The sequence below is a fragment of the Microbacterium sp. SORGH_AS_0454 genome (assembly GCF_031453395.1).
Taxonomy (GTDB): Bacteria; Actinomycetota; Actinomycetes; order Actinomycetales; family Microbacteriaceae; genus Microbacterium.
Window position 1 is genome coordinate 3,142,836 of sequence record NZ_JAVIYS010000001.1, and the last position, 15,642, is coordinate 3,158,477.

13 protein-coding genes are annotated in these 15,642 nt (G+C 68.5%); 2 read left to right on the forward strand and 11 right to left on the reverse strand.

Annotation, left to right across the window (positions count from 1 at the left end; genetic code table 11):
* Positions 1 to 12: 12 nt before the first annotated feature.
* The 6 genes from QE454_RS15110 to QE454_RS15135 form a co-directional block, all read right to left on the reverse strand.
* Positions 13 to 639, reverse strand: coding sequence for a superoxide dismutase (locus QE454_RS15110; RefSeq protein WP_103210019.1), 627 nt, complete (start codon positions 637 to 639; stop codon positions 13 to 15).
* A 243-nt stretch (positions 640 to 882) separates the two neighbouring features.
* A complete protein-coding gene (gene whiA / locus QE454_RS15115) occupies positions 883 to 1,860 on the reverse strand; it encodes a DNA-binding protein WhiA (protein ID WP_267787470.1) in 978 nt (325 codons plus the stop codon).
* A 39-nt stretch (positions 1,861 to 1,899) separates the two neighbouring features.
* Positions 1,900 to 2,781, reverse strand: a complete 882-nt coding sequence (gene rapZ / locus QE454_RS15120; RefSeq protein WP_210076662.1) for an RNase adapter RapZ — start codon at positions 2,779 to 2,781, stop codon at positions 1,900 to 1,902.
* A 31-nt stretch (positions 2,782 to 2,812) separates the two neighbouring features.
* Complete coding sequence (gene uvrC / locus QE454_RS15125; RefSeq protein WP_307460044.1) at positions 2,813 to 4,756, reverse strand: excinuclease ABC subunit UvrC; 1,944 nt, start codon at positions 4,754 to 4,756, stop codon at positions 2,813 to 2,815.
* A gap of 2 nt (positions 4,757 to 4,758) precedes the next feature.
* A complete protein-coding gene (gene uvrA / locus QE454_RS15130) occupies positions 4,759 to 7,728 on the reverse strand; it encodes an excinuclease ABC subunit UvrA (protein ID WP_210076666.1) in 2,970 nt (989 codons plus the stop codon).
* A gap of 104 nt (positions 7,729 to 7,832) precedes the next feature.
* Complete coding sequence (locus tag QE454_RS15135; RefSeq protein ID WP_307460039.1) at positions 7,833 to 8,261, reverse strand: MarR family winged helix-turn-helix transcriptional regulator; 429 nt, start codon at positions 8,259 to 8,261, stop codon at positions 7,833 to 7,835.
* 30 nt (positions 8,262 to 8,291) lie between these two features.
* On the opposite strand from QE454_RS15135, the gene QE454_RS15140 reads away from it, so the two are divergent.
* On the forward strand, positions 8,292 to 8,534 hold the full coding sequence (locus tag QE454_RS15140; protein ID WP_210076670.1) for a hypothetical protein: 243 nt from the start codon (positions 8,292 to 8,294) through the stop codon (positions 8,532 to 8,534).
* A gap of 188 nt (positions 8,535 to 8,722) precedes the next feature.
* Here the strand turns inward: QE454_RS15140 and uvrB are convergent, their stop codons facing one another.
* Positions 8,723 to 10,792 carry an excinuclease ABC subunit UvrB gene (gene uvrB / locus QE454_RS15145; protein ID WP_210076672.1) on the reverse strand — a complete coding sequence of 690 codons (2,070 nt, stop codon included), beginning with the start codon at positions 10,790 to 10,792 and terminating at the stop codon, positions 8,723 to 8,725.
* 81 nt (positions 10,793 to 10,873) lie between these two features.
* Positions 10,874 to 11,476, reverse strand: a complete 603-nt coding sequence (coaE, locus tag QE454_RS15150) for a dephospho-CoA kinase (protein ID WP_210076703.1) — start codon at positions 11,474 to 11,476, stop codon at positions 10,874 to 10,876.
* Positions 11,477 to 11,588: 112 nt separating this feature from the next.
* Here coaE and QE454_RS15155 point away from each other — a divergent pair, with 112 nt between their 5' ends.
* Entirely contained in the window at positions 11,589 to 11,963 is a 375-nt protein-coding gene (locus tag QE454_RS15155; protein ID WP_210076674.1) for a response regulator transcription factor, read from the forward strand.
* A gap of 9 nt (positions 11,964 to 11,972) precedes the next feature.
* Here QE454_RS15155 and QE454_RS15160 read toward each other — a convergent pair whose 3' ends face one another.
* The 3 genes from QE454_RS15160 to QE454_RS15170 form a co-directional block, all read right to left on the reverse strand.
* Positions 11,973 to 13,130 carry a diguanylate cyclase domain-containing protein gene (locus QE454_RS15160; protein ID WP_210076676.1) on the reverse strand — a complete coding sequence of 386 codons (1,158 nt, stop codon included), beginning with the start codon at positions 13,128 to 13,130 and terminating at the stop codon, positions 11,973 to 11,975.
* Positions 13,127 to 14,746, reverse strand: a complete 1,620-nt coding sequence (locus QE454_RS15165; RefSeq protein ID WP_307460028.1) for a cell wall metabolism sensor histidine kinase WalK — start codon at positions 14,744 to 14,746, stop codon at positions 13,127 to 13,129. The genes QE454_RS15160 and QE454_RS15165 overlap by 4 nt, the downstream gene beginning before the upstream one ends.
* A gap of 90 nt (positions 14,747 to 14,836) precedes the next feature.
* Positions 14,837 to 15,511 (reverse strand): hypothetical protein, encoded by a 675-nt coding sequence (locus tag QE454_RS15170; protein WP_307460025.1) that lies wholly within the window; start codon positions 15,509 to 15,511, stop codon positions 14,837 to 14,839.
* Positions 15,512 to 15,642 lie beyond the last annotated feature (131 nt).

A 15,642-nucleotide genomic window follows, 5' to 3' on the forward strand; every position in this document is an offset into this window, starting at 1 on the left:
ACGCCGCACCGTTTACGACAGTACCAGCAGACCCGAGGTCTTCTCCCGGGCGGCCGCGAAGCGCTTCTGAGCGTCGTCCCAGTTGGCGATGTTCCAGAAGGCCTTCACGTAGTCCGCGCGGACGTTCTTGTAGTCGAGGTAGTAGGCGTGCTCCCAGACGTCGAGCAGGAGGATCGGAACGGTCCCCGCCACGATCTGCCCCTGCTGGTCGAAGAACTGCTGGATGACGAGGTTCTCACCGATCGAGTCCCAGAACAGACCCGCCCAGCCCGAGCCCTGCACCCCGAGGGCCGCAGCGGTGAACTGCGCGCGGAACGCGTCGAACGAACCGAACTGGTCGTCGATCGCGGACTCGAGGTCGCCGGTGGGCTTGTCGCCCCCGTTGGGCGAGAGGTTGGTCCAGAAGATCGAGTGGTTCGTGTGACCGCCGAGGTTGAAGGCGAGGTCCTTCTGCAGGCGGTTGATGTTGGCGAAATCGCCCTTCTCGCGCGCTTCGGCGAGGAGGTCGAGAGTGGTGTTGGCGCCGTTGACGTAGGTCTGGTGGTGCTTGCTGTGGTGCAGCTCCATGATGGTCGCACTGATGTGCGGCTCCAGCGCCGAGTAGTCGTAGGGCAGTTCGGGCAGCGTGTACTTCGCCATGATCTCAACTTCCGAATCGGGCGCCGCCGAGACCTCTTCGCCGAAACGACGTGCCGAGGAACCGAGCAGCGAGGGTGACGATTTCATCCTACTGACGGGTAACCACGGCGCACCGGGGTTGCTTCCCCGAATGACGGAAGATAGGCGCCCGGGCGCGTCGGACGACGCGGTTCGGGATGCCGGCGACCCGCGCATCGCGGCCGACGCGAAGGAACCAGTCGCCTGCGGCAGCGCTCTGCGGGCTCAGCCCTCGGCGCCGACCGGCACAGCGGCTTCGGTGCCGGGAATGCCCTCGACCTCGGCCTTCTTGTCAGCCATCGCGAGAAGGCGGCGGATGCGGCCGGCGACGGCGTCCTTGGTGAGGGGCGGATCGGCGTGGTGGCCGAGCTCGTCGAGGCTCGCGTCCCGGTGGGCGAGACGCAGCTCACCCGCCTGCTGCAGGTGAGCCGGCACCTCGTCGCCGAGGATCTCGAGCGCGCGCTCCACGCGGGCGCACGCGGCGACGGCAGCCTGCGCCGAGCGGCGGAGGTTGGCGTCGTCGAAGTTCACGAGGCGGTTGACACCCGCGCGCACCTCGCGGCGCTGACGCATCTGATCCCACTCCCCTGCGGTGCGACGAGCGCCCATCTCGTAGAGGGCTCCACGGATCGCCTCGCCGTCGCGCACGACGACGCGCGGGACACCTCGGACCTCGCGGGCCTTGGCGGGGATGCCGATGCGGTGGCCTGCGCCCACGAGCGCCATGGCCGCCTCGGACGAGGGGCACGAGATCTCGAGGGCGGCTGATCGGCCCGGGTCGCTGAGGGAACCAGCCGCGAGGAAGGCCCCGCGCCAGATGGCGCTGAGATCGGGTCGCGAGCCGGTGGTGAGCTTGTTCGGCAGCCCGCGCACCGGGCGACGACGCTGGTCGAGGAGACCGGTCTGACGGGCCAGGGTCTCACCGGCCTCGATCACCCGCACGGCGTAGAGGCCGCCCGCGCGTCCTCCCGAGCCCTGCACGTGGTGCAGCTCGGGGCGCACGCCGTAGAGCTCCATGAGGTCGCGGGCAACGCGGCGCGCGAGGATGTCGGAGTCGAGCTCGGCCTCCACCGCGACGCGGTTGGCGATGGAGTGCAAGCCACCGGAGAAGCGCAGGAGGGCCGTCAGCTCGGCGACGCGTGCGGTCGGGCGCGGGTCGCGAACGGTGATGAGTTCGGCCTTCACGTCGGCGGTCAGCGGCACGGTTCTCCTCGGGTGGGGCGGCGGGGACGACGGTACAGCCTACTCGCGACCGAGGTCGCGGTGAGCCACGCGGACGGCCACCCCGGGCACATCGGACAGACGTGCAGCCAACTCACGGGCCATCACCACCGAACGGTGTTTACCGCCCGTGCAGCCCACCGCCACGACGGAATGCCGCTTGTTCTCGCGCTGATACCCCTCCATCACGGGGCGCAGCGCCGCCGCGTACGCGTCGAGGAACTCCGATGCGCCCTCTTGAGCCAGCACGTATTCCCGCACGCGGGGGTCTTCGCCGGTGAGGGCTCTCAGGTCATCGTTCCAGAACGGATTCGGCAGGAACCGCATGTCGGCCACGAGATCGACGTCGGGCGGCAGACCGTACTTGAAGCCGAAGCTCATGAGCGTGACGGTGTGCCGCGCCGCTCCCTCGTCGCCGAAGAGCGATACCGTCCGCAGGGACAGCTGGTGCACGTTCAACGCCGAGGTGTCGATCACCACGTCGGCCGCCTCGCGCACGGGGGCCAGTCGCTCGCGCTCGCGATGGATCCCATCGAGGATCGTGCCGTCATGCTGCAGAGGGTGCGGTCGGCGCACGGCTTCGAACCGCCTCACGAGCGCCGCGTCACTGGCATCCAGGAACACCACCCGCACCTGACGGTTCGCCTGCAGGGTCCGCATCGCCTCGGGCAGGTCGCCGAAGAGCGACCGGCCGCGCACATCCACCACCACTGCCACCCGCGGAACGGCTCCGCCGGCGAGCTCGGTGAGCTCGAGCAAGGGGCGCAGCATGCGCGGCGGGAGGTTGTCGACCACGTACCAGTCGAGGTCTTCGAGGGCGTTGGCGACCGTGGATCGCCCGGCACCCGACATGCCGGTGACGATCAGCACCTCTCCTGGCTCGTCGTCGCGTGCCGGTTCCATGGGCGATCGCCTCCCGTCGTGTGGTCCCAGCCTACCCAGCAAGATGCGCGTGGATGGCCGCGGCCAGGGTCGGGCCGATGCCCGGCAGCGCCGTGATCTCCTCCGCGGTGGCGTTCTTGAGCGCCGAGACCGAACCGAAGTGCCGCAGAAGCGCCTTGATGCGGGTGTCGCCGAGACCCGGCACCTCGGCGAGCACGCTCGTGATGTCTCGTTTCCGGCGCTTGCGCTGATGCACGATCGCGAACCGGTGGGCCTCGTCGCGCAGGCGCTGCAGCAGGTACAACGCCTCCGAGGTGCGCGGCAGGATGACCGGGTACTCCTCCCCCGGCAGCCAGACCTCTTCCAGACGCTTGGCGATGCCGCACAACGCGATCTCCTCGTGCCCCGCATCGGCGAGGGCACGCGCTGCGGCGGCGACCTGCGGCTGACCGCCGTCGACCACGAGCAGCTGGGGCCGGTAGGCGAAACGCGGACGCTTTCGCGCGGTCACGACCTCGCCGTCGGCCGTGGCCTCTTCGGAGTCGGGGGCGGCCACGATCGCGCCGTCGATCGTCTCGGGTTCGATCTCGTCGGGGCGGTCGAGGTACGCGAGGCGCCGGCTGAGCACCTGGTACATCGAGTCGGTGTCGTCCGTCGTCTCGGCGACGCCGAAGGAGCGGTACTGGTCCTTGCGTGGGAGACCGTCTTCGAAGACGACCATGGATGCCACGACGTTGGTGCCCGAGAGGTGGGAGATGTCGAAGCATTCGATGCGCAGCGGCGCCTCGCTCAGGCCGAGCGCTTCCTGGAGATCGGTGAGAGCCTGCGACCGGGCGACGTAATCACTGGTGCGGCGGGTCTTGTGGAGCATCAGCGCCTGTTGCGCGTTCAGGGTCGCCGTCTTGAGCAGATCGGCCTTGCGACCGCGTTGGGCGATCTGCAGGGTCACCGGTCGGCCGCGTCGCTCGCGCAGCCAGTCCTCGAGCTGCTCGGCGTCGTCGGGGAGCTCGGGGACGAGCACCTGGCGCGGGATGTCGCCGGCGTCGGCGTCTCCGTACGTTCGCTGGAGCACCTGGTCGACGAGATCGGCTCCGGAGATGTCGATCTCCTTCTCGATGGTCGTCGCGCGCACGCCGCGCACGCGTCCGCCGCGGACGACGAAGTGCTGCACGGTCGCGGCGAGTTCGTCTTCCGCGATGCCGAAGAGATCGGCATCCGTATCCGATGCGAGGACGAGCGCGCTCTTGCCGAGCACCGCGTCGATGGCCTGGAGGCGATCGCGGTAGTGCGCGGCGGATTCGTAGTCCATCGCGGCCGAGGCCTCTTTCATGCGGGCGGTGAGCTCGCGCGTGAAACGCTGATCGCCGCCGGACATGAACGCGATGAAGTCGTCGACGACGGCGCGGTGCTCTTCGATCGTCACCTTCATCGAGCACGGGCCGCCGCAACGACCGATCTGCCCCGGGAAACAGGGGCGACCGGATGCCATGGCTTTCTTGTACGAGGAGTCGCTGCACGTGCGGATCGGGAAGACCTTGATCATCAGGTCGATCGTGTCGTGCACGGCCCACACCTTCGGATACGGACCGAAGTACTTCGCCCCGCGGATCTTGTGGTTGCGCGTGACGATGACGCGCGGGGCCTCGTCGGCGAGGGTGATCGCCATGAAGGGGTAGGACTTGTCGTCGCGATAGCGGACGTTGAAGGGCGGATCGAACTCCTTGATCCACATGAACTCCAGCTGCAGGGAGTCGATATCGCTCGGGACCACCGTCCACTCGACGCTCGCCGCCGTGGTCACCATGCGACGCGTGCGCTCGTGGAGCGAATGCAAGGGAGCGAAGTAGTTCGACAGTCGCGCGCGCAGGTTTTTCGCCTTGCCGACGTACAGCACGCGCCCCTCGGCATCCCGGAACCGGTAGACCCCCGGGTTGGTGGGGATCTCACCGGCCTTCGGGCGGTACGACAGGTGCGAGACCCGTTCTCTCGGGGCCACGCTCAGCCCGCCGCGCTCACGAGCTCTCGCTCGGCGTCGCCGCTGCCGACCGCGGCGGTGTTGCGCTGCGTGCCGGTACGGCCGGTCTCGAGGAGCTCTGCCAGGAACGAGCCGGTGTGGCTGCCCTCGACCTTCGCGACCTGCTCGGGAGTTCCCGTGGCAACGATCGTGCCGCCGCCGGCGCCTCCCTCGGGGCCGAGGTCGATGACCCAGTCCGAGCTCTTGATGACGTCGAGGTTGTGTTCGATCACGATGACGGTGTTGCCCTTGTCGACGAGGCCGTTCAAGACCTTGAGCAGCAGCGAGACGTCCTCGAAGTGCAGACCCGTGGTGGGCTCGTCGAGCACGTAGATCGATCGGCCGTTGCTTCGGCGCTGCAGCTCGGTCGCGAGCTTGACGCGCTGCGCCTCACCGCCCGACAGCGTGGTCGCCGACTGCCCCAGGCGGACGTATCCGAGACCCACGTCGACGAGGGTCTTGAGATAGCGGTGGATCGCCTGGATGGGCTCGAAGAACTCCGCCGCCTCGGAGATGGGCATCTCGAGCACCTCGGCGATGTTCTTCCCCTTGTAGTGCACCGAGAGGGTGTCGCGGTTGTACCGCTTGCCGTGGCAGACCTCGCAGTCGACGTAGACGTCGGGGAGGAAGTTCATCTCGATCTTGAGCGTGCCGTCGCCCGAGCACGCCTCGCAGCGCCCGCCCTTGACGTTGAAGCTGAAGCGCCCGGCCTGGTAGCCGCGCACCTTCGCCTCGGGCGTCTCGGCGAACAGGCTGCGGATGCGGTCGAAGACCCCGGTGTAGGTCGCCGGGTTCGAGCGCGGGGTGCGCCCGATCGGCGCCTGATCGACGTGCACGACCTTGTCGAGGTTGTCGAGACCGGTCACGCGCGTGTGCTTGCCCGGAACGCGACGCGCACCGTTCAGCTTCGAGGCGAGGACTTCGTACAGGATGCCGTTCACCAGCGTCGACTTGCCCGAACCGCTCACGCCAGTCACCGCCGTCAGCACCCCCAGGGGGAAGTCGGCCGTGACGTTCTGCAGGTTGTTCTCGCGCGCGCCGACCACCGTGACCTGACGTTTCTTGTCGATCTTGCGGCGCTTCTTCGGCGCCTCGATCGATCGGCGGCCGGAGAGGTAGGCACCCGTCAGGGAGTTCTCGTCGGTCAGCAGGCCGGAGAGCGGACCGGAGTGCACGACATTGCCGCCGTCGACACCGGCGCGGGGCCCGATGTCGACGACCCAGTCGGCCGCGTGGATGGTCTCTTCGTCGTGCTCCACCACGATGAGCGTGTTGCCGAGGTCGCGCAGAGTCTCGAGCGTCTGGATGAGGCGGCGGTTGTCGCGCTGATGCAGACCGATCGAAGGCTCATCGAGCACATAGAGCACGCCGGTCAGCCCCGACCCGATCTGTGTGGCGAGGCGAATGCGCTGCGCTTCTCCGCCCGAGAGCGTGCCGGCCGCGCGGCCGAGGCTCAGGTAGTTCAGGCCCACCTGCAGCAGGAAGTCGAGTCGCGCGCGGATCTCACGCAATACCGCCGCGGCGATCGTCGCCTCGCGGTCGGTCAGCGTCAGCTGCGAGAAGAACTCCCGCGCATCGGCGAGGCTCATGCGCGAGGCCGCCGCGATCGAGGTGCCGTCGACGAGCACCGCGAGCACCTCGGGCTTCAGCCGATCGCCGTCGCACACCGCGCAGGGCACCTCGCGAAGGTACTCCGACCAGCGCTGGCGCTGGGTGTCGGACTCGGCCTGCAGGTACTGACGCTCGATGTAGGGCACGACGCCCTCGAAGCCCGACGAGTACCGCATCTCGCGGCCGTAGCGGTTCTTCCACTTGACCGTGACCTTGTAGTTCTCACCGCGGAGCACCGCCTGCTGCACGTCGTGCGAGAGGTCCTTCCACGGCGTGTCGAGCGAGAACTCCAGATCGCGCGCGAGCCCCTCGAGAAGCCGCTCGTAGTACTGGAAGAGCCCCTTGCCCTGGGTCGTCCACGGCAGGATCGCGCCGTCCCGGATGGAGAGCTCCTCATCGCCCAGCATGAGGTCGACGTCGACCGACATGCGCGTTCCGAGGCCGGAGCAGACGGGGCACGCACCGAAGGGCGCGTTGAACGAGAACGTGCGCGGTTCGATCTCGGTGAGCTGCAGCGGGTGCCCGTTGGGGCACGCCAGCTTCTCGGAAAACGACTGCCAGGCGTCATCGCCCTCTTCGTCGACGTAATTGACCTGCATGATGCCGCCGGCGAGCCCCATCGCCGTCTCGACGGAGTCGGTCACGCGGCTGAGGTTGTCTCCGGATGCCACGAGTCGGTCGACGACGACCGCGATGTCGTGCTTGTAGCTCTTCTTCAGCGTCGGGGGCTCGGCCAGCTGCACCAGCTCGCCATCGACCACCGCACGGGCGTAGCCCTTCGCGCTGAGCTCCTTGAAGAGGTCGACGAACTCCCCCTTCTTCTGAGTGACCACGGGGGCGACGATCTGGTAGCGCGTGCGCTCGGGAAGCTCCATGAGCTGGTCGGCGATCTGCTGGACCGTCTGCCGCTGGATGCGCGCTCCGCAGTCGGGGCAGTGGGGCACGCCGACGCGCGCCCAGAGCAGACGCATGTAGTCATGGATCTCGGTGATCGTGCCGACCGTCGAGCGGGGGTTGCGGTTGGTCGACTTCTGGTCGATGGAGACCGCGGGACTCAGCCCCTCGATGAAGTCGACGTCGGGACGGTCGACCTGCCCGAGGAACTGTCGCGCGTACGCGCTGAGCGACTCGACATAGCGGCGCTGGCCCTCCGCGAAGATGGTGTCGAAGGCGAGGCTCGACTTTCCCGAGCCCGACAGACCGGTGAAGACGACGAGGGAATCACGCGGGATGTCGAGGTCGACGTTCTTCAGGTTGTGGACGCGTGCACCCCGGACACTCAGCTTTCCACTGGTACCGGAATTCGCGGACGGCGAGGGAGAGGCGACAGGAACGATGGGCACCTGTTAAGTCTAGGTCGGACCTCCGACATCGGCCCCGGGTTCGCCCCGGGCGCACGTATGTGCGAGAGTGCGGCACGCGTCGCGCCGCAGGCCCGCCGTGCGGCTCAGCCCTTCGACGGCCCGGCGAAAGGAGCGAGCCCGTCGCGGAGCGCTGCGAGAGCGTCCGCATCGACGCCGACCCGCGCCATGATCTTGCCCGGCACCTCGAGGGCTGCAGCCCGCAGCGCTCGACCTCCGTCGGTGAGGTCTATGTCGAGCACGCGCTCGTCGTCGCTCCGGCGCGCGCGAGCGACCCTCCCCTGCGCCTCGAGGCGCTTGACCAGCGGCGACAGGGTGGCAGGCTCCATCGCGAGTTCCGCGGCCAGGGCGCCGAGCGAGCGAGGCGCCTGATCCCACAGCGCCAGCATCACCAGGTACTGCGGGTGCGTCAGACCGAGCGGCTCCAGCACGGGTCGGTAGATCGACACGACGTTGCGGGCCGCCGTGACCAGGGCGAAACAGACCTGGTTCTCGAGCTTGAGCGGGTCGTTCACGCGCCCTCCTCCCAATTAGTTAGTACACTAATGATCATGACACAAAAGGATGCCGACCGACCGCCCCTGCGTGAGCGTGTCCGCGAGGCCGGCGGTTGGTACCAGTACCTCAACACGCGTCTCATCCGCGTCGCCGGTCCCGCGTCCGTCGGCCCCTACGAGACCACTCCGGAGCCCGTCCGGACGGGACGCCCCTGTCCGCTGTGCGGGCACGCGATGACGGAGCATTCCGTCGACCGCTCGGGGCCGAAGCCGTTGCTGCACTGCCCGTGACGCACTGACGGCGCGCCCACCATTCCGCCGGCGACGAAGGACGCCACCTCCCCGGCGACCGAAGCCGCATGAGCATTCCATCCGAGCGCGCGCGGAGGGCGATCGCGCGCTCGACGCCTCCGACGCCCAGAGTGACGAGCGTGACGCGCCGGCGCACGACGATTTCCGCGTGTCAGAACCCCGCGGGCTCAGGCGTGACCGGCGCGCTCCATGGCGCGCAGCTCTTTCTTCATGTCCTGAACCTCGTCACGTAGGCGTCCGGCGAGCTCGAACTTCAGCTCGGCTGCGGCCGCGAGCATCTGCTGGGTGAGATCCGCGATCGTGGACTCGAGCTGATCCGCGCCCTCCGCCGCGATGCCGGTGCGCCGTAGGGACGGGGTCGGCGATTTCCCCTTCCCGGACTTGTCGTTGCGCGACAGCAGGTTCTTGGTGTCGGACGCCTCTCGGTTGAGCACCTCGGTGATGTCGGCGATCTTCTTCCGCAGCGGCTGCGGGTCGATCCCGTGCTCGGTGTTGTAGGCGATCTGCTTCTCGCGACGGCGCTCGGTCTCTTCGATCGCCTTGCTCATCGAGTCGGTCATCTTGTCGGCGTACATGTGCACCTGACCCGAGACGTTTCGGGCCGCGCGACCGATCGTCTGGATGAGCGACGTGCCGCTGCGGAGGAAGCCCTCTTTGTCGGCGTCGAGGATCGCTACCAGCGACACCTCGGGAAGGTCGAGACCCTCGCGAAGGAGATTGATGCCCACGAGGACGTCGTAGACACCGGCGCGCAACTCGGTCAACAGCTCGACACGGCGGAGCGTATCGACGTCGGAGTGCAGGTAGCGCACGCGCACCCCGTGCTCTCCGAGGAAGTCGGTGAGCTCCTCGGCCATCTTCTTCGTGAGCGTCGTCACCAGTACGCGCTCATCGCGCTCCACACGCAGACGGATCTCTTCGAGCAAGTCGTCGATCTGCCCCTTCGAGGGCTTCACGATGATCTCGGGATCGACGAGACCGGTCGGGCGGATGATCTGCTCCACCACCCCGTCGGCGATGCCCATCTCGTAGCGGCCGGGCGTCGCCGACAGGTACACCGTCTGACCGACGCGCTCCTTGAACTCGTCCCAGCGGAGCGGGCGGTTGTCCATCGCGCTCGGCAGGCGGAATCCATGCTCCACCAGGGTGCGCTTACGGGATGCGTCGCCCTCGTACATCGCGCCGATCTGCGGCACGGTCACGTGCGACTCGTCGATGACGAGCAGGAAATCATCGGGGAAGAAGTCGAGGAGCGTGTGCGGCGGATCCCCCGGCATGCGACCGTCCATGTGCCGTGAGTAGTTCTCGATACCCGAGCAGAACCCGAGCTGCTGCAGCATCTCGAGGTCGAAGGTCGTGCGCATCCTCAGACGCTGCGCCTCGAGGAGCTTGCCCTGCGACTCGAACTCTTTGAGGCGCTCCTCGAGTTCGTGCTCGATCGTGCCGATCGCGCGCTGCACCGTCTCGGTTCCCGCGACGTAGTGCGACGCGGGGAAGATCGGCACGGAGTCCATCTTCTCGATCACGTCCCCGGTCAGCGGGTGCAGGAGGTACAACGCCTCGATCTCGTCGCCGAACATCTCGATGCGGATCGCGTACTCCTCGTACACCGGGATGATCTCGATCGTGTCACCGCGCACGCGGAAGTTGCCGCGGGAGAAATCGACGTCGTTGCGGTTGTACTGCATCGAGATGAACTTGCGGATGAGGGCGTCACGGTCGTAGCGCTCGCCCACCTGCAGGGCGACCATGGCGCGCAGGTACTCCTCAGGCGCACCGAGGCCGTAGATGCACGAGACCGTCGAGACCACCACGACATCTCGGCGCGAGAGCAACGAGTTCGTCGTCGAGTGGCGCAGGCGCTCGACCTCCGCGTTGATCGAGCTGTCCTTCTCGATGAAGGTGTCCGTCTGCGGGACGTACGCCTCGGGCTGGTAGTAGTCGTAGTACGAGACGAAGTACTCGACGGCGTTGTTCGGCATGAGCTCACGGAACTCGTTCGCAAGCTGCGCCGCGAGCGTCTTGTTGTGCGCCAGCACCAGCGTCGGCCGCTGTACCTGTTCGACGAGCCAGGCTGTCGTCGCCGACTTTCCGGTACCGGTCGCACCCAGCAGCACGACGTCGGTCTCACCCGCGTTGATGCGCCCCGCGAGCTCGGCGATCGCCTGTGGCTGATCACCGGACGGGGTGTACTCGCTGATGACCTCGAAGGGGCGGACGGAGCGCGTGGCCTGCATGCTTCCAGCGTAGGCGGGGCCTCCGACATCGGGGGCGGGTTGCGTTCGCCGTGCGCGAGCGCTCGACCTCCGTGCGCCGGGTCAGGCCCCTCGGTTCCAGCGTTCCCAGAGCTCGTCGACCTGCCGACGGGTGGCATCCAGATCCATCGACGTGTCGATGACGACGTCGGCCAGCGCGAGCCGATCCTCCTCGCTCGCCTGCGAGCCGATGCGGGCACGCGCCTCGGCCTCGGTGAGGCCGCGACTCTCGACGAGACGTCGCACGCGAAGCTCCGCGGGGCAGTGCGCCACCACGACGAGGTCCCAGGAGTCGGCGCCGCGGGCCTCGGCGAGCAGCGGCACGTCGTACACGATCACCGCGGCCGGGTCGGCGGCGCGGGCTTCGGCGAACCGGCGCTCCGACTCGATCCGAACCGCCGGGTGCACCAGAGCGTTCAAACGCGCGAGCCGATCGGGGTGCCCGAACACGAGAGATCCGAGCGCGGGCCGATCGAGCGAGCCGTCCGGGCGCAGCACCCCCGCACCGAACTCCCCCGCGATCTCCTCGAGCACGGCGGATCCGGGGGCCTGCACTTCCCGCACGATGGCGTCCGCGTCGACGACGACGGCTCCACGGTCGGCGAGAAGGGCGGCGATGGTGGACTTGCCGGAGGCGATCCCACCCGTCAACGCGAGAAGAGGCACTCGACGAGGATGCCACATCCGCACGTCCTTCCACCGGGGAGGCGGGCCGCCGTCCCGTCGTCTAAAATCCCCCCAGGCCGCTCGCCCGAATCGGCCCGACGAAAGCTCCGCCATGACCGCATTGCACACCACGGTGGTGATAGAGGACGACCTCGACATCCGCCTCCTCGTGACGGCGGTGCTCGAGAGCGCCGGATACGTCGTCCACGCGGCAGCCACGGGCCTCGACGGTATCGAGCTCGTCCGCCGACACGACCCGATCGTGACGACGCTCGACGTGAGCATGCCGGGCATCGACGGCTTCGAGACGGCTCGCCGCATCCGTACCTTCAGCGACACCCGCATCCTCATGGTGAGCGCAAGAGCGGACGAGGACGAACAGCGGGCGGGGCGCGAGGCCGGTGCCGACGATTACCTCACCAAGCCGTTCCGTCCCCGCGAACTCCGTCAGCGAGTCGCCGAGCTCGCCCAGTCGGCACGGGGCTGAGTCCCGCTCTCACGCGAGACCGAACGCCTGCTCGCCCGTCGCCGCGGCACGGGCGGCGGCCTCGTCGGCGCGGCTCGTGAGGGCTTGCGCGCGGTAGCCGTGATCTGCGGCCAATGCCACTCCGACGCCCACCGCCGGTACGACGGCCGCGCCCAGTCGCGCGAGATCCGCGACCACCCGTTCGTGCAAGACGCGAGCGGCGCGACGGACATCTGTCGTCGGCGTCGTCGTGAACGCGACCGCGAGACCGGCGGCATCCGTCTCCCCCACCAACGCCATCGTCGGCGCATGCCGCCGCACCGCGGCGCGCACCTCGAGAGCCAGGCGTTCGGCGTCGTCGGGGCCGAAGGCCACCGCGACGCGCTTGAGATCGTCGATGCGGATGCCGATCACGCACACCCCCTCGCCGGCGGCCTGTGCGCGAGTGCAGATGATGGCGAGAGTGGCCTCGAAGGATTCGCGGAACAGCACGCCGTTGGTATCGACCGCGAGTCGTCGTGTCTCCGCCGTTCCGCGAAGGGCCGACTCATTCGCCCGGAGCACCGAGGTCACCACGACCGCCGCGATCAGAAGCGAGATCGTGAGGAACGCCGAGACGCGCGTATCGAAGACGTTGCGGAACAGATCGCTGTCGGGTCCGAGCCACAGGAACACCACGACGCGCGCGAGGAACCACACCGTTTCGATCGCGAGCACCGCGGTCAGGCCCGAGGAACTCCATCGCCGGCCGATGGCCGCGCGTCGCGTCTCGATCGCTCCGGTGGCCGCGAACACGGCATTGCCCAGGAAGAAGGGCACTGCCCCCGCCCACGAGCCGCCTTCGGGACCCGCGACGAGAGCCGAGACGACCACGACGATCACCGTCGCGCTGAGAAAGAGCGCCGGGCGGCGCACAGGTCGCCCGTTGAAGGCGACGCAGCCCAGCCAGATGAAACCCGTCGCCGCGACGAACGCGCCGTTGCCCACCGCGACCGCGAGGTACACGTCGGGCAGGAGCAGCCACGCCAGGTAGCACGTCGCCGAGAACGTGCCGGACAGGTAGGCGCTCGCCCACAGACGCCCGGGCAGCCCGTCCTTCAGCATGAGCGTGTCGAGCAGGTACATCACCGTCGAGGCGACAATGACCAGCGTCGCCGCCGCCTGCAGGGTGAGGACGTCAAAGTTCACGGGGTCTCCCTCGGTTGGCGGGGTAGCCGGACGATGAAGGTCGCACCTTCACCCGCCGCCGTATTCACGGTGATCTCGCCCCCGTGGGCGCGGACGAGGTCACGGCTGATGGCCAGCCCCAGGCCGCTGCCGTGGGTCGAAGATTTGCGTACGGCATCGCCCCGGAAGAAGCGCTCGAACAAGCGCCCCTGCTCGCTCGCGCTGATCCCCGGCCCGTCGTCGGAGATCGTCACCGTCACCGAGTGCGGATCGTCGTCGACCGACACGAGGACCGAACCCCCTCGCGGGTTGTACTTGACGGCATTCGACATCAGATTGTCGATGACCTGGCGCACGCGACGTCCGTCCACCACAGCCTGCGCGGGCGGGAGCGTGCCCGTCTCGATCCGGATGCCTTGGTCATGCGCCCGTGGAGCGATCGACTCGATCGCCGAGCGGACGATGACGGAGACGTCGGTGGGGCGGAGGTCGAGTTCGACGCCGAAGCCCTCGCGTGAGGTGGAGGACACCGCGAGGATGTCTGCGACGAGCTCGAGCAACCGCGAGGCGTTGCGCTCAGCGACCTCCAACCGGTCACGCGTGCCGAGGTCGAGGGTCTCGTCGTCGAGAGCGAGCTCGAGGTAACCGATGATCGAGGTCAGCGGCGTGCGCAACTCGTGCGAGACACTCGCCACGAGGTCCTCGCGGGCGCGGCGCGCCTGCTCCTCCACGGTGACGTCCCGAGACACCACCACCCCACCGACCTCCCCGCTATCGCTCTCGGGCAGACGTCGCGAGGTGACGCTGAGGGCACGGCGGTCCTCACCGGGTGAGCCGTACCAGACCACCTCCGCCTCGAAGGCCTCGCCCGATCGCGCGCGGGCCAGCGGCGCGGCATCGGGGGCGATCGCCGTGGAGCCGTCGGCGGCGAACACGGCGATCTCGCGCCCGAAGGCGTCGGTGCTGTTCAGAAGGAGCCCGTGGGCGGTGTTGGTGACCGAGAACTCCCCCGAGGGAGTGATGCGCGTCACGCCGAAGTCGACGGCATCCAGGACTTCGGTCACCAGGTCTTCCTGGCGCCGGGCGCGATCGAGAGCGCGACGCAGCTCAGCCGATTGCTTCTCGAGCAGGATGCGTTGAGCGCGACCGCGGCGCGCGGTGAGGGCGGCCATCGATGCGAGCGCCGTGACCGTGAAGGGCAGGACCAACGTCGACGAAGAGAACCGCTGCAGGTCATCCGTCACGAGTTGATGGACCATGACGACCGAAACCGTCAGCGAGACGGCGATGATCCCGCGAAGGCCGAACACCGTCCCGATCCAGATCGCGGGGAAGGTCCACAGCAGGCCGAGACCCGACATCGGAGCGCTCTCGCGCATCGCAGCGATCGCCACGACGTCGACGATGGGGAGCAGCCCGACCACCCACCTCGGCATCCCCTGCCACGGCACCAGGACGGCCGCGATCGCCCCCGCGAAGACGAGGGCGGTGCCCGCGAAGAACAGCGACGCGTGGACGACCTGCCCGACCGCGATCGACACGACCACACCCAGGAGGGTCGCCGCAGCGAGCAACGTCTGACTCGCCATGATGCTGCGGCGCAGACCGTAGCGCTCGCTCGAGGTCGGGGGCGCCATGGCCTCGACGATAGCGTTTCGCTCACCTCGGGCACCGTCAGAGCACCGCGGCACGCCGTTCAGCGAGTGTTCACGCCCCGGCCCACGGGGTCAGAAGCCGAAATCGCCCCCGAAATCCCCACCGAGATCGCCTCCGCCGGCGTCCATCGCCCCCGGGTCGGCGCCTCCGGGATCGGACATCGCGGGGTCGGGCTGCGCATCCGCCGCCGCACCGTCGGCGTAGCCCGCGTCGTACCCCGGATCGAACATCGCCCCGACGAGAGCCGAGCCGACGACGTATCCGCCGATGGTTCCGAGCATCGACGCCCCGAGCATGGAGCCGAATCCCGGGCCGTTCGAGAACCCCCGTCCCCCGAAAGTGCGCTCCATGAAGCCGGGCTGCGAGTACTCCGCTCGCGTGGCCGCACGGGCCAGGGTGGCGGGGTCGTCACTCGCGGGACGCTCCGCGGGAGCCAGCCCCGACGACAACTCGGCGAGAACCTGCTGACGCTGCCCCTGGGTCAAGCGGCCGAAAGCCTCGGCGTGCACCTGCTCGACGGTCTCGGGCGGAGCCGTGCGCAAGAGGTACCGGTAGCGCTCGATGGCCTGACGGTCGTCTTCGGATCCGGATGCCGCGGGCCCCGGCGTCGCAGCCTGCGCCGGCGGAGGTGCGTACCGGCCGCCCGCCTCGCGGGATCCGCTCACCGGAACGTGCGGCGCCGGAACCTCGGAGGTGCGCCGCGACGTCTCGTCGCCGGAGCCGAACAGTCGGTCGAACAGTCCCATGTTGTCGCCTCTCGAGTCGTGTCCCCGAACCCTAGAGCCCGGCGCTCAGAAGCTCCTGAGGCTTGCGCGCTGCATGCACGGCGTTCCGGAGCGGTCCGAAGGGCAGCCGAGACGGCACCATCGAGAGAGTC

Coding starts and splice junctions, on each gene's coding strand:
- QE454_RS15140 (WP_210076670.1), top strand. CDS start 8,292: ATGATCATGACACAAAAGGATGCCGACCGACCGCCCCTGCGTGAGCGT.
- QE454_RS15110 (WP_103210019.1), bottom strand. CDS start 639: ATGGCGAAGTACACGCTGCCCGAACTGCCCTACGACTACTCGGCGCTG.
- QE454_RS15165 (WP_307460028.1), bottom strand. CDS start 14,746: ATGGCGCCCCCGACCTCGAGCGAGCGCTACGGTCTGCGCCGCAGCATC.
- QE454_RS15170 (WP_307460025.1), bottom strand. CDS start 15,511: ATGGGACTGTTCGACCGACTGTTCGGCTCCGGCGACGAGACGTCGCGG.
- rapZ (WP_210076662.1), bottom strand. CDS start 2,781: ATGGAACCGGCACGCGACGACGAGCCAGGAGAGGTGCTGATCGTCACC.
- uvrB (WP_210076672.1), bottom strand. CDS start 10,792: ATGCAGGCCACGCGCTCCGTCCGCCCCTTCGAGGTCATCAGCGAGTAC.
- QE454_RS15155 (WP_210076674.1), top strand. CDS start 11,589: ATGACCGCATTGCACACCACGGTGGTGATAGAGGACGACCTCGACATC.